This is a genomic window from Novosphingobium lentum NBRC 107847, from assembly GCF_001590965.1.
Taxonomy (GTDB): domain Bacteria; phylum Pseudomonadota; class Alphaproteobacteria; order Sphingomonadales; family Sphingomonadaceae; genus Novosphingobium; species Novosphingobium lentum.
This window is the reverse complement of the sequence record NZ_BCTW01000008.1, coordinates 156081-168801: the sequence shown is the minus strand read 5'-3', so window position 1 is coordinate 168801 and position 12721 is coordinate 156081. Positions and strand designations below refer to the sequence as shown.

Sequence of the window (12721 nt, the reverse complement as noted above, 5' to 3'; positions counted from 1 at the left end):
GGTCAGAACTGCTTGCGGAACTCCACGCTGATCACCCGTCCGCGCGGATCCTCGTAGCCCGGCTGGTAGGCCAGCGGCACCACGCCGTTGCCGTCGGTCACGCGCTGCTGGGCATCGAACACGTTGTTCAGGCGCAGCGACAGGCGGGCGCCCTTGAAGAACGGCACGGCCTCGACCAGCTGTTTCTTCTGGCCGAGATCGGCGAACACCCGCAAATCGAACGTGGCGATCGGCGCGAACGTGAGGCGGGTCGATCCGGGCAGCCCGCTGGCCTCGATATGGCTGCCGCCGGTGTAGTTGCCCGACAGGCGCAGGCCCAGCCCGCGATAGAACCCGCCGCCTTCCATCGTGATAGTATGCCGCGCCACGCCGCCGCCGCTCAGCGCGTCGCCGTTGAGCAGGTCGAGCACCGGGCCGCCGGGGGTGAGCTGCGCCGTGCTTTGGAACTGGATGGTGTGATAGAGCGACAGGTTCCAGCGCCCACGACCATCGCCGCCGCCGCCGGGGCCTCCACCACCGGGACCGCCCGGACCGCCGCCGCCAAAGCCGCCGCGTCCCCCGCCGCCGCCACCGCCGCCGAAACCGCCACGCGGTCCGCCGGCGCCCCCTCTGCCCCCACCACCAGCCCCCATGGCACCGCCGAAGCGGCCCTGGCGGGCGTTGGGATCGGGCTTTCCGAACGAGCCCGACAAGTTGATCCCGTAGCGCAGCCGCGAGCCGGTGGTGCCGGCATACGTCACCGAGCGTTCGTCGATCGATACGATCTGCCCAGCGGCATCGCGCACCACCCGACCCGGGAACGCCGCCTCGACCGCCGGGGTCAGCAGCGGAAAGCCGTTGGTCGTGTTGCTGCTGCGATTGCGGAAGTACTCGGCGATGAAGTTGGAATTCTTGAGGAACGGCAGCTGCCAGTTGACCGCGAACTTCCAGTCGCGCTGGCTTTCCTTGAGCAGCGCCGCATTGCCGCCGGTGGTCACCGTGGCGAGCACGGTCTGGCCGCGCGTGAAGTCGTACACCGCCACGCCGGGCGTCACCACCACCGGCCCGCCCAGCGCGGTCAGCGAAGGCGCGGCGTCGCTGGCGATGTAGGTCGCCTGCAGCGACAGCGTGGACGTGGGCGACCAGGTCAATCCGGCGCCGTAATCGTACAGCGTGCCGAAGTCCGACAGATGGTGGGCCTCGCCATTGAAATTGAGCGAGATGTCCCCGGCCCCGGCCAGGAAACCCTCGCGCCGGCTGGTGATCGGCACGTCGAGGCTGAACCCGGCTTGCGCATCGCCGCGCTTGAGGTTGGTCGCCACGCCGGGGTTGCGCGTGTCGTTGCTGGCGATCGCCGAGTAGGCGAACCCGGTCTTCACCGTCAGCGACAGCTCGCCACCGGGCAGGCGTGCGGGTCGCCCGGTGAGCGTGACGAGGCTGGTGGCGGTGTCGGTGCGACTGCGCGCGATGTCGGCGGGGGCAGCGACGATCGCGCCGGCCGGCAGCGCACCGTTGGCCGCCAGCGTGCCCGCGCTGACCAGCCCCTGCAGCGCCGAAAGATCGGCGCGCCGGTCGATCGTGCTGTCGGTGGCAACGTGCGTGTAATCGGCGGTGGCCGCCAGCTGCCAGCTGCCCAGCGGCTTGTTAAGCGCCGCGCCGGTCTGCGCCGTGGTCGAGCGCACCACGCGGCCAAGCGGCGTCGGCGCCAGCGTGGTGCGGGTGACCGCCGATCCATCGCCGCCGACCAGCGTCACCGTGTTCAGCCCATTGAGCGTGCGCGCCACGTCGCGGGTGAGCGCCGCGTTGACGCTGATCGATCCGCCGCCGCCGATCCCGCGCGAGATATTGCCGTTGAGCGAGGCCGACTTGTCATCGGCGACGAGCGTGCGGTAGGCGGCCGGATCGGGATCGCCCGCCACCAGCGCGCCGGCAGTGCCGGTCTGGATGATGCCGCGCTCTGCCTCGGTCAGCGGAGTCGTCCGCTCGACATGGCCGGTCAGGTTGATGCGCGAACTGCCCGCGATCTTGACCAGCGAGGCCTCCAGCTCGGGGTTGCTGGTCCCGCCGCCGGTGGCGATGGCGTCCTGCGCTTCCACCGTGATGCTGCGGAAATTGTCCTTGAGGATGAAGTTGACCACACGCTGGTCGGGCCGGAAGCCGTATTTCAGCGCCACTTCCTCGGGCAGCACCTCGACCTTGCGGATCGCTTCGGGCGGATAGTTGCGCAATTCGCGGAAGCTGGAAATCCGCTGGCCGTTGAGCAGCACCACCGGCGCGCCGTCACCGCGTCCGCGGCCCGAACCCGTCTGCGGCGAGATCGCGGTCAGCAGGTCCTGGATCGAGCTGGCGCCGTAGGACGCGACCTGCTCCTCGTCGATCTCCACCACCGGCGGCTCGGCGGAGTTGACCTGCCCCTTCAACCGCGTCGCGACGACGAGGATTTCGTTGGGCTTGGCGGTGAGGCTTTCATCCGGCGCATCGGCAGTGGGCGGCACGGCCGATTCGCCACTGGCAGGCGCAGCGGTGGTCTCCTGCGCCATAGCGGGCGCGAACGGGACGGCGAGGGCCAGCGCCGCGAGCGACACCGAAGAACGGATCATGACGATTTCAAGCCTTTAACATGGGGCGCCGTGCGACACCCGAACGTGCCCCCGACAACTTTCTGCTGGCCGCATGGGTCCCGCCGCTCAATCCGCAAAGGGTAACAAATTGTCGCTGCGCACCGCCGCCGTTGCCGGTTTCGACCACATATGCGGACAGGCTTTCCTTTTCGCGCTTGCGCCGCTATGGGCCGGGCGCGCGCTGGCTTGCGCGCCGTATGAAAGGCTACCTACCCCGCCTATGGCGAAAGAAGAACTCCTCGAGATGCGCGGCACGGTCGTTGAACTGTTGCCCAACGCGATGTTCCGCGTGCGCCTCGAAAACGATCACGAGATCCTGGGCCACACCGCCGGCAAGATGCGCAAGAACCGCATCCGCGTGCTGGTGGGCGACGAAGTGCTCGTCGAGCTGACCCCTTACGACCTCACCAAGGGTCGCATCACCTACCGGTTCATGCCCGGCCGGGGCGGCCCCGGCCAGTTCTGAGGACTGAACCGTGACCGGGAGCCACACCGCTCCTGCTCCGCCGCTGATCCTCGCCTCTGCCAGCCCGCGACGGCTGGACCTGCTGGCGCGCCTTGGCGTGACGCCCGATCGCGTGCTGGCCACCGACATCGACGAGAGCCCGCGCCAGGACGAGCAGCCGCGCGCCCACGCCATCCGCCTCGCCGCCGAGAAAGCGCGCGCCGCCGCCGGCCAAGTCCCCGGCGCGATCGTGCTGGCGGGTGACACCGTGGTCGGCGCCGGCCGCCGCATCCTGCCCAAGGCGGAGGACGCCCAGACCGCGCGCCGCTGCCTCGAACTGCTCTCGGGCCGCCGCCACCGCGTGTTCTCCGCGCTCGCCCTCATCACCCCCGACGGCCAGCTGCGCGAGGCGCTGAGCGAGACGATCGTGCGCTTCAAGCGGCTGACCACCGACGAAATCGATCATTACATCGCGGGCGACGAATGGCGTGGCAAGGCCGGCGGCTATGCCATCCAGGGCAGCGCCGAAGGCTTTTGCGCCTGGCTTGCGGGCAGCCATTCGGGCGTGATGGGCCTGCCATTGTACGAAGCGCGGCGGCTGCTGCTCGCGGCGGGCCTGCGCCTTGGCTGAGTGGCTGGTCGAGGCCGGCATCGGCGAGGACCGCGCGATCCTGCTCGATCGCGGCGAAATCCGCGCCGCGCGGATCGACTGGGGCGACGCCGCCGGAACCTTGCGCCCGGGCCTGGTCGCGCAAGCCCAGATCGTGGCGCGCGCCGCATCCAGCCGGCGCGGCACCGCGCGCTTTGCCGATGGCGCGCAGGCGCTGGTCGATGCCCTGCCCCCCGAAGCCACCGAAGGCTCGCACCTGATGTTGCGCGTCACCCGCGCCGCCATTGCCGAGCGCGGCCGCACCAAGCTGCCCCACGCCCGCCCCGCCCCGCGCGACACGCCCCGCCCCGCGCCCGGCTTGCTCGACACCTTGCGCGCCGGCACGGACCCCGTCCGCCTGCTGCCGGTGACCGACCGCGCGTTCGATGACGCCGACTGGGACGAGCTGGTCGAACAGGCGCTGACCGGCGAGATCGCGTTCACCGGCGGCAGCCTGACCATCAGCCCGACCCCGGCGATGACGCTGGTCGATGTCGACGGCACCCTGCCCCCGCGCCAGCTGGCGCTGGCCGCCGCCCCCGCCATCGCCGCCGCACTGGGACGGCTCGACCTTGGCGGATCGGTCGGGATCGACTTTCCCTCGCTCGCCGAAAAGCGCGACCGGCACGCAGTGGACGAGGCCATCGCCGCAGCGCTGGCGCAAGTGCCCGATGGCTGGCGTGGTGAGCGCACCGCGATGAACGGCTTCGGCTTTGTCCAGCTGGTGTCGCGGCTGGAACGCCCCTCGCTCGTCGCGCTGCTCGCCCGCCGTCCCGCGGCCGCTGCCGCACGGATGCTGCTGCGCAAGGCCGAGCGCGTGGCCGAGCCGGGCCGCCTGCTGCTCACCGCGCATCCCGCCGTGATCCGCGCGACGCCCGCCCACTGGATCGACGAACTGGCGCGCCGCACCGGCCGCCTGATCGAATGGCGCGAGCAGCCGGGGCTTGCCCCCGCCGCCGCTTTCGCGCAGGCGCTGGCCACATGAGCCCGACTCCCGAACCAAGCCCGCGCGTCCGCACCTGCCCGATCTGCGGCAAGCCGCGCAGCGCCGAACACGCCCCGTTCTGCTCCACCCGCTGCCGCGACCGCGATCTGGTAAAGTGGCTCGACAACGGCTACGCCCTGCCCGTTGCGCCGACCGAGGCCGAGGACGAAACCTGAGGGGTTTTGTTGGTTGAGGCCAAAGGGGCTGGACAGATTGCGCGCACCTCGCCATAGGCGCGCTTCCCATCGCTCGCCGGTCCTCAACGGGCCGTCGCTGGGGGCGATGCCCGGGTAGCTCAGTTGGTAGAGCACATGACTGAAAATCATGGTGTCGGCGGTTCGATTCCGTCCCCGGGCACCACTTGCCTGATCGCCACTGGCCGCCAAAGCTTGCAAAAACCCCAGAAATCTGCCAAAAATGTCACCGGCTTAACCGCCGGGGTTCACCTCTGTTCGCCTGCAATCGGGTGATTCTGGGGGCCACGCTGGGGGCCACTTCGAATTGATCGAAAGGCGTGGCCCCCAAATGGCACTGAACATCACCACCATCCGCAACGCGAAGCCCAAGGCGAAGCCGTATAAGCTGACCGATGAAAAGGGTCTGTTCCTGCTGGTGCAGCCATCAGGCGGGATGCTCTGGCGGTTCAAGTTCCGGACTGATGGCCGCGACGGAGCGGGCAACCCCAAGAAAGTTGAGAAAAAGCTAGGCCTAGGTACGTTTCCGGACGTGGGCTTGAAGGATGCGCGCGATCTACGCGACGACGCCCGGGCGCTGCTGGCGAAAGGCATCGATCCGGCAGACAAGAAGCGCAAGGACCTTCACACCGCCAAGGTCAGCGCTGCCAACTCGTTCGCGTCTGTAGCGCAGGCCTACATCGACAAGTGCAAGCGTGAGGGCCGCGCCGAAGCTACCACCACCAAGCAGGAATGGCTTCTGAAGCTGGTAGATCGGGCAATCGGTCAACGGCCTATCGGCGAGATTGAACCGTTTGAAATGCTTGAAGCCGTGCGCAAGTACGAGACAACTGGCCGCACCGAAGCCGCACACCGCGCGCTGCAATTCTCCAGCCAAGTTTTCCGCTTCGCGATTGCCAATCAGTTTGCCGCCTCCGATCCGACGCGCGATCTGCGCGGTGCGTTGACCGCCCACAAAGCCAAGCACCACGCGGCAATCCTCGATCCGCAGAAAGCGGGCGAACTATTGCGTGCGATGGATGGCTACGAAGGCGGTCCGGTTACAAAGTCCGCGCTGCAGTTATCCGCGTTGCTATTCGTCCGCCCGGGCGAACTTCGCCAAGCCGAGTGGTGCGAGATCGATACTGCCGCGAAGGTCTGGCGCATTCCGGCGGACAAGATGAAGGGGCGACTCGAACACGTCGTTCCCCTGTCCACGCAAGCGCTGGCTATCTTGGATCAGATGCGAGGTTTGACTGGCGACGGGCGCTACGTTTTCCCGTCGATCCGCACCTATGCCCGCCCCATGTCGGAAAACACCGTCAATGCGGCGCTGCGCAGATTGGGATACTCTGGCGACGAAATGACAGCGCACGGCTTCCGCGCCATGGCCAGCACGTTGTTGAACGAATCAGGCAAGTGGTCGTCCGACGCCATCGAACGCGCGCTGGCGCATAAGGACAAGGACGCAGTGCGAGCAGCCTACCATCGCGGTGCGCATTGGCAGGAACGGGTTGAAATGGCCCAATGGTGGGCCGATCATCTGGGCACGTTGCGAACCGGGGCCGAAATAATACCGCTGGGCCGCAAACGCCATTGAAGCGATTTATGCCCACGCTTGAGTAAGCGCGTTTCTTCCGCTCTACCGATACCATGGTGGAGCAATGGATTTCGGCTATAACAGCTGCAAAAGTCGCGGAAAACTCGCAGGCGCTCCTTTCACGGCTGCGCGACGGCCTGATCGCGGCGCGTGCCGAACGGTTTGTCGTGGAAGGGGAGCCAACAAAATCCCGCGCAATCCCTGCGAATTTCTGGACTGACGACCGCTACAACGATCTAACCCAGGATTGGGAATCGGGCGATTTTGCAAGTGATGCATTTGAGGGGGACTTAGAAGCGCGCGCCTATGGCGTTACCTTCGGCCTAGCTGGCATTCTGAACCTTCGGCCAGCCGAAGAACGGGCGTTACTCGCTCGGTCGCTGTCCGTGGCGGGTAATCCGGATTGGCTTTCAGCCAAGGTCGCGCGAAATCTCGCCTTCACCGAATATCATGCAACCGGATTGGGAGCGGGCACCGAGATCATCGCGCAGGCTCGCCTTGGCTTCATCGCGTCTCGCGCCGTGCTTGCTCAAGGTTCGGTTGCTGGTCGCGACGAATATGATTGGTCATGGCAGGAACGAGAGTGGGACATTGAGCCGTGGTTCTGGACCAACTTTACGTCGCCCAACCAAAGTGCCCAAGTTTGGGAAACAGGAATGTTTTCTGGCCGGGGCATCGGACCGCACGGAATTCGCTGGATCACTTTAAGCGGTGTGCATTTCTATCGGCCCTCCCTCGCCTCGCTTGGACCGGCCAAGGAAGCCGCCTTATTGACTGACCCGATTCGTCGAGGTCGCAAGCAGGAATACGATTGGGACGCCGCCACCACGGCGATCTGGGGCCAAATTTTCCGTGCGGAACTCATTCCTGATAATCAGGCCCAAGTGGAGAAAGCATTCCAGCGCCATCTCGAAAAAGCCGACAAAGAACCTTCTGAAAGCACGGTTAGGCCTTATGCAAGTCGACTGTGGAAAGAGTTCAAAAAGTAGGCTGAAAATTCCGTTCCGTTGAATTGCTGGCCTATTTTCGGCCCTTTCGTCCGACTTAGGCGCGAAATTCCCCGATGTTTGCTGCCAGTCGCTGACAATCGCCAGCGACATGGGAGTACACCTATGGAACGCCTCGCCTACTCCATCAATGATACCGCCCGGCTGCTTAGTCTCGGTCGAACTTCCGTTTACGCAATGATCGCTGACCATCGGCTGGAGTCCTTCAAGTGGGGCCGCCGTACGCTGATCCGTGCGGAATCGATCAAGCGCCTGATCGAAGCGCAGGATTGATCCGATGCCAGCTCGCCGGATCAATCCCTTTCGCGTCAGGATGCATCGCAGCTACAGCGTGCAGGAGTTGGCGGCCTGCTGTGGTGTCCACAAGAACACGGTGCGCAATTGGCAGGCCAATGGACTGGAAGCCAATGAGCCACGGAGGCCCTACCTGTTTCAAGGCGAACGGGTTCGTGCCTTCCTGACGAAGGCGAACGCCAAGCGGAAGTCCCCCTGCACACCCGGGACCATCTTTTGCTTCCGCTGCCGTGCCCCACGGGCACCTGCGTTGGCGATGGTTGAATACACCCCGCACAGCCCCACCGGCGGCAATCTGCGCGCCTTATGCGACCACTGCGAGGGCTTGATGCATCGCCGGGTCCGCAAGGCCGATCTGGCCAGCGTCATGCCGGGAATCGCCGTCCACATTACGGAAGGCCAGCCACGCCTAATTAGCCGCCCCTCACCCTCCACCAACTGTGACTTTCAAGGGAGTTGATCGATATGCCCAAACACAACGCCGCAAATGAGCGGATCAAGCGCGACTATTTCCGGTATCTGAAGGACGCACGCGGTCGCGACGACGCCACGATTGATTGCGTCGCAAAGGCGCTATCTCGCTTCGAACTTTCGACCGGCGCTAAGGACTTCAAGCGCTTTCACCGCGAACAGGCGATGGCCTTCAAACGCCGATTGGCCGAGATGAATAGCGCCCGGACTGGCGAAAGGCTGAGCAAGGCGACGTTGCTTTCCACACTTCGCGATCTGAAGGCCTTCTTCTTCTGGCTGGCGCACCAGCCGGGCTACAAGTCGCATATCGAATATGCCGGGTCGGACTATTTCAACCTTTCCGAAAAGGACGTGAACATCGCCCGCGCCCGCCGCGAGCAGCCGGTCCCGAGGCTGGAGCAGGTTCACCACGTACTGTCAGTCATGCCCACTGAAACCGTGCTGGAGCGGCGCGACCGTGCACTGATCGCCTTCGCCGCCATAACCGGCGCGCGGGTCAATGCGCTCGCCTCGTTCCAGCTTGGCCACGTCAACTTCGGGGGTGGCTATGTCGAGCAGGACGCGCGCGTGGTCCACACCAAGTTCGCCAAAACCTTCCGCACGTATTTCATGCCGGTGGGAGGCGAAGCGCTGGAGATCGTCGGCACATGGACCCAGGAACTGCGCGAAGCCCACCTTTGGGGATCGGCGGATGCACTTTTCCCCGCCACCGCTATGACAGTGGGCGAGAGCGGCGGCTTTGTCGCGTCGGGTTTGCAGCGCCGCGCATGGTCCACAACCGAGCCGATCCGCGAAGTTTTCCGCAAGGCCTTCGCAGCGGCTGGCCTGCCCTACTTCAACCCGCACAGCTTCAGGAGCATGCTTGTCCGTCATGCCATGACGCTGAACCTGTCGCCTGAACAGATGAAAGCATGGTCGCAGAATTTGGGACATGCTGACGTGCTGACTACGTTCACCAGCTATGGAAACGTCCCGGTCTATCGGCAGGGCGAACTGATCCGCGCCGTGGCCAAGACGGCAGGTCATTCAACGTTTCCATCCGATCTGATCGAACTGGCGCGCCGCATCGTGGACGAAAGCAATTAAATCAATTGGCCAACGTGCCGTTGCGGCCCGCGAGCCAGCCGGTATCTTGCGACAATGTGCAACCACTACCGAAACCACCCGGACGCCATTTCGACATGGCAGGAATATATCGGCTGGGATTTGTATGACCGGCTGCCGGAGCCGGACCTGTGGCCCAAACGCCAAGCCTTGGTGGTGCGCATCGTTGATAACCGCAAGGCGCTGGACAGTATGGCATGGGGCGTGCCGTTGACGCTGCCGGGCAAGCGACCGGGAACGACGATAACCAAGCACGTCACCAATGTCCGCAATCTGGCCAGTCCGTATTGGAAATCGCTGCTGGCAGCGCCAGCGCAACGCTGTCTTGTGCCGTTCACGTCTTTCGCAGAGCCGAAGCTGAACGCGGGGCGGGAGGAACATTGGTTTGCAGTAAAGGATGGCCCCCTGTCCGCCTTTGCGGGCGTCTGGCGGGCAACCGGGGCCGGTCATGCCTTTGCCTTCCTGACTTGCGAACCCAACCCGCTGGTCGCGCCGCTGCATCCCAAGGCGATGCCGGTGATCCTCCACCCCGGAGACTATGACCGATGGCTGTCAACGGACTTTGCCGATGCCTGCACGTTGGCCGCGCCGTTCCCATCGCAGTTGATGATCATGGAATAGCGCGCGGGTTCACCGACTACCGCCCCGCCGTTTCCCTTATCCCCTTGGCGACCAACCGAACGCGCTGCTAAGCCCCCGCCATGTTTGAACAGACCTTCCGAAACATCGACGACGTCCTGCGTAAAGAGGCCGGTTGCACCACCGAACTGGATTACACCGAACAGACCAGCTGGATTCTGTTTCTCAAATACCTCGACGAGCTGGAGGTGGACCGCGCGCTGGATGCGGAACTGCGCGGCAAGCCCTATGCGCCGATCATCGATGCCGCCCACCGCTGGAGCAAATGGGCAGCGCCCAAGGATGCGGCGGGCAAATTCGATCACAACGCGGCGCTGACCGGGCCGGACCTGATCGATTACGTGAACGTCACGCTGTTCCCGTACTTGCAGGGGTTCAAGCAGCGCGCGCCCGCGCCCGATACCATCGAATACAAGATCGGCGAGATTTTCGGCGAGATCAAGAACCGCTTCAACTCGGGCTATTCGCTGCGCGATGCGCTGGAGCTGATCGACGGGCTGTCATTCCGCAGCCAAGACCAGAAGCACGAGCTTTCGCACCTGTATGAAGCCAAGATCAAGAACATGGGCAACGCCGGGCGCAACGGCGGGGAATACTACACCCCGCGCCCGCTGATCCGCGCGATGATCAAGGTGGTGAAACCGCAGATCGGCGACAAGATTTACGACGGCGCGGCGGGTTCGGCTGGCTTCCTGTGCGAAGCCTATGACTTCATGAAGCCGCTGGCGAAATCGACCGGCGACCGTGAAACCCTGCAAACCCGCACGTTCTACGGCAAGGAGAAGAAGTCGCTCGCCTATGTGATCGCGATCATGAACATGATCCTGCATGGCATCGAAGCGCCCAACATCCTGCACACCAACACGCTGGGCGAGAACCTGAACGATATTCAGGAGAAGGACCGCTACGACGTGATCCTGGCCAACCCGCCGTTCGGTGGCAAGGAGCGGCCCGAAATCCAGCAGAACTTCCCGATCAAGACCGGGGAAACCGCCTTCCTGTTCCTCCAGCACTTCATCAAGTCGCTGCGCGCGGGAGGGGCGGCAGCCATCGTGATCAAGAACACCTTCCTGTCGAACTCTGACAACGCCAGCGTGGCGCTGCGCAAGGAACTGCTGGAAAGCTGCAACCTCCACACCGTGCTCGATATGCCCGGCGGCACGTTTCAGGGCGCGGGGGTGAAGACGGTGGTGCTGTTCTTCGAGAAGGGCGAGGCCACCCGGCGCGTGTGGTATTACCAGCTCGATCCCGGGCGCAACATGGGCAAGACCAACCCGCTGAACGATGCCGATCTAGCCGAGTTCGTGGACTTGCAGGCCGTGTTCGCCACCAGCCCCAAGAGCTGGAGCGTGGAGCGCAGCGCGATCGATCCCGCCAGCTTTGACCTTTCGGTGAAGAACCCCGACGCGGGCGAGGTTGTGGCGCTGCGCAGCCCGGCAGCCATTCTGGAGGAGATCGCTGCGCTCGATGCGGAGAGCGCGGGGTTTTTGGCCGAGATCAGGGCGCTGCTGTGAGTTTGGAACAAAAAATACCCGCCGGTTGGAAGAAAATTCGACTGGCGGATGCCTGTTTGCGGATCACACAAGGGCCAAATCCGAAATATGACAAAGCAGGAGTAGCTGCTTATAGGGTTTTAAAAACCAAGGACATTTATGACGATCGTATTCGTTATGATTCTGCGGATACGATTAGCGCAAAAGTTTTTGATGAAAATTTCAAATCTGAGCTTATAAAAGGCGATTTAATTTTAGCAATTGTTGGGAAAGGGTCCATCAATAAATGTAATGTTTTCGAAGGAAGTTCCGGTGTCCGCTTCATATTTACTCGTGCGCTTGGCTTGATTCGCCCAAATAGTAAAATTCTAAATCCTTACTTTTTGAAATACGTTTTGCAATCTGACTTAGGCAAATCGATGATTGATGCCGGGATCGGCGGCACATCAGGCCAGCAGGTTGTTACAACAACCCATCTCAAGGGATTGGGCTTCTTGCTCCCCCCGCTCGACGAGCAGCGGCGGATTGTTGCGATGTTGGACAAAGGCTTTGCAGGCATCGCCACCGCGACGGCGAACGCGCAGAAAAACCTGACCAACGCCCGCGCCCTTTTTGAGAATTATCTGGAATCCATCGCCACCGGCAAGGGCCACGGCTGGACTACAACACCGCTCGGTGAGGTCTGCGAGACGCAATATGGCATCTCTGGAACCATGAACACTCAAGGCGTTGGCTACAAGATTTTCCGCATGGGTGAGGTGCAGGGCGGCCGGATGGTTGATACTGGCCAAATGAAGCACATCGACATGGCGGCTGCTGACTTTGAGCCCTATCGCTTGCGGAAAGGCGACGTTCTTTTCAATCGCACGAACAGCATTGCGTTGGTTGGGAAGACCGGGGTCTTCTCACTTGAAGGACCTTATTGCTTTGCATCCTATCTAATCCGGGTCATCTTCGATCCGAAGAAAATGGCATCGCGCTTTGCCGGATACGTTATGAACTCAAATTCGTTCCTCGAAAAGGTGCGGGCAAAGGCTGCGCAATCAGTCAATCAAGCCAACATAAATGCCACGATCTTGCGGGCTGAAGTGATCAACTATCCCGTTGACGTCTCTGTTCAGAACGAAATTGTTGTTAGACTGGACACCTTTTCGGAGCATATCCAAGCACTGCAAGCGGTCTATCAAGCCAAACTCGCCGCCTTCGCCGAACTCAAACAATCGCTCCTGCAAAAAGCCTTCGCCGGGGAACTGACCTGATC

The 12721-nt window shown here is 63.2% G+C and carries 13 protein-coding genes and 1 tRNA gene; 13 read left to right on the top strand and 1 reads right to left on the bottom strand.

Translation table 11 applies throughout. From position 1 onward, the window contains the following. Nucleotides 1-2: 2 nt before the first annotated feature. Complete coding sequence (locus NL2_RS09065; RefSeq protein ID WP_084355995.1) at nucleotides 3-2579, bottom strand: porin family protein; 2577 nt, start codon at nucleotides 2577-2579, stop codon at nucleotides 3-5. 241 nt (nucleotides 2580-2820) lie between these two features. On the opposite strand from NL2_RS09065, the gene infA reads away from it, so the two are divergent. From infA to NL2_RS09005, 13 genes are all read left to right on the top strand, one after another. Beyond that, nucleotides 2821-3066: a translation initiation factor IF-1 gene (infA, locus tag NL2_RS09060; protein WP_068073902.1), complete on the top strand. Its 246-nt coding sequence runs from the start codon at nucleotides 2821-2823 to the stop codon at nucleotides 3064-3066. A gap of 10 nt (nucleotides 3067-3076) precedes the next feature. Continuing rightward, nucleotides 3077-3676 carry a Maf family protein gene (locus NL2_RS09055; RefSeq protein ID WP_068073900.1) on the top strand — a complete coding sequence of 200 codons (600 nt, stop codon included), beginning with the start codon at nucleotides 3077-3079 and terminating at the stop codon, nucleotides 3674-3676. Beyond that, complete coding sequence (locus NL2_RS09050) at nucleotides 3669-4679, top strand: ribonuclease E/G (protein WP_068073898.1); 1011 nt, start codon at nucleotides 3669-3671, stop codon at nucleotides 4677-4679. The genes NL2_RS09055 and NL2_RS09050 overlap by 8 nt, the downstream gene beginning before the upstream one ends. Continuing rightward, nucleotides 4676-4855, top strand: coding sequence for a DNA gyrase inhibitor YacG (yacG, locus tag NL2_RS09045; RefSeq protein ID WP_068073896.1), 180 nt, complete (start codon nucleotides 4676-4678; stop codon nucleotides 4853-4855). Before NL2_RS09050 ends, yacG begins: the two co-directional genes overlap by 4 nt. Before the next feature lie 108 nt (nucleotides 4856-4963). Further along, nucleotides 4964-5039 (top strand) — tRNA-Phe (locus tag NL2_RS09040). A gap of 165 nt (nucleotides 5040-5204) precedes the next feature. Beyond that, entirely contained in the window at nucleotides 5205-6452 is a 1248-nt protein-coding gene (locus NL2_RS09035; RefSeq protein WP_068073894.1) for a tyrosine-type recombinase/integrase, read from the top strand. Between the two features lie 53 nt (nucleotides 6453-6505). Beyond that, entirely contained in the window at nucleotides 6506-7441 is a 936-nt protein-coding gene (locus NL2_RS21135; RefSeq protein WP_157083111.1) for a hypothetical protein, read from the top strand. A gap of 123 nt (nucleotides 7442-7564) precedes the next feature. Next, the gene (locus NL2_RS09025) at nucleotides 7565-7732 is read left to right on the top strand and encodes a helix-turn-helix domain-containing protein (RefSeq protein WP_068073890.1); all 168 of its coding nucleotides are present in this window, start codon (nucleotides 7565-7567) and stop codon (nucleotides 7730-7732) included. 4 nt (nucleotides 7733-7736) lie between these two features. Further along, a complete protein-coding gene (locus NL2_RS21130) occupies nucleotides 7737-8213 on the top strand; it encodes a helix-turn-helix domain-containing protein (protein ID WP_157083110.1) in 477 nt (158 codons plus the stop codon). Nucleotides 8214-8218: 5 nt separating this feature from the next. Next, entirely contained in the window at nucleotides 8219-9310 is a 1092-nt protein-coding gene (locus tag NL2_RS09020; protein WP_068073888.1) for a tyrosine-type recombinase/integrase, read from the top strand. A gap of 54 nt (nucleotides 9311-9364) precedes the next feature. Then, the gene (locus NL2_RS09015) at nucleotides 9365-9949 is read left to right on the top strand and encodes an SOS response-associated peptidase family protein (RefSeq protein WP_068073885.1); all 585 of its coding nucleotides are present in this window, start codon (nucleotides 9365-9367) and stop codon (nucleotides 9947-9949) included. Nucleotides 9950-10029: 80 nt separating this feature from the next. Continuing rightward, complete coding sequence (locus NL2_RS09010; RefSeq protein ID WP_068073882.1) at nucleotides 10030-11481, top strand: class I SAM-dependent DNA methyltransferase; 1452 nt, start codon at nucleotides 10030-10032, stop codon at nucleotides 11479-11481. After that, entirely contained in the window at nucleotides 11478-12719 is a 1242-nt protein-coding gene (locus NL2_RS09005; RefSeq protein WP_084355994.1) for a restriction endonuclease subunit S, read from the top strand. Before NL2_RS09010 ends, NL2_RS09005 begins: the two co-directional genes overlap by 4 nt. Nucleotides 12720-12721: the final 2 nt, after the last annotated feature.

Excerpts from the sequence above, each read along its gene's own strand:
- NL2_RS09065 (WP_084355995.1), bottom strand. The coding sequence starts at position 2,579 with ATGATCCGTTCTTCGGTGTCGCTCGCGGCGCTGGCCCTCGCCGTCCCG.
- yacG (WP_068073896.1), top strand. The coding sequence starts at position 4,676 with ATGAGCCCGACTCCCGAACCAAGCCCGCGCGTCCGCACCTGCCCGATC.
- infA (WP_068073902.1), top strand. The coding sequence starts at position 2,821 with ATGGCGAAAGAAGAACTCCTCGAGATGCGCGGCACGGTCGTTGAACTG.
- NL2_RS09010 (WP_068073882.1), top strand. The coding sequence starts at position 10,030 with ATGTTTGAACAGACCTTCCGAAACATCGACGACGTCCTGCGTAAAGAG.
- NL2_RS09015 (WP_068073885.1), top strand. The coding sequence starts at position 9,365 with ATGTGCAACCACTACCGAAACCACCCGGACGCCATTTCGACATGGCAG.
- NL2_RS09025 (WP_068073890.1), top strand. The coding sequence starts at position 7,565 with ATGGAACGCCTCGCCTACTCCATCAATGATACCGCCCGGCTGCTTAGT.
- NL2_RS09035 (WP_068073894.1), top strand. The coding sequence starts at position 5,205 with ATGGCACTGAACATCACCACCATCCGCAACGCGAAGCCCAAGGCGAAG.
- NL2_RS09020 (WP_068073888.1), top strand. The coding sequence starts at position 8,219 with ATGCCCAAACACAACGCCGCAAATGAGCGGATCAAGCGCGACTATTTC.
- NL2_RS21135 (WP_157083111.1), top strand. The coding sequence starts at position 6,506 with ATGGTGGAGCAATGGATTTCGGCTATAACAGCTGCAAAAGTCGCGGAA.
- NL2_RS21130 (WP_157083110.1), top strand. The coding sequence starts at position 7,737 with ATGCCAGCTCGCCGGATCAATCCCTTTCGCGTCAGGATGCATCGCAGC.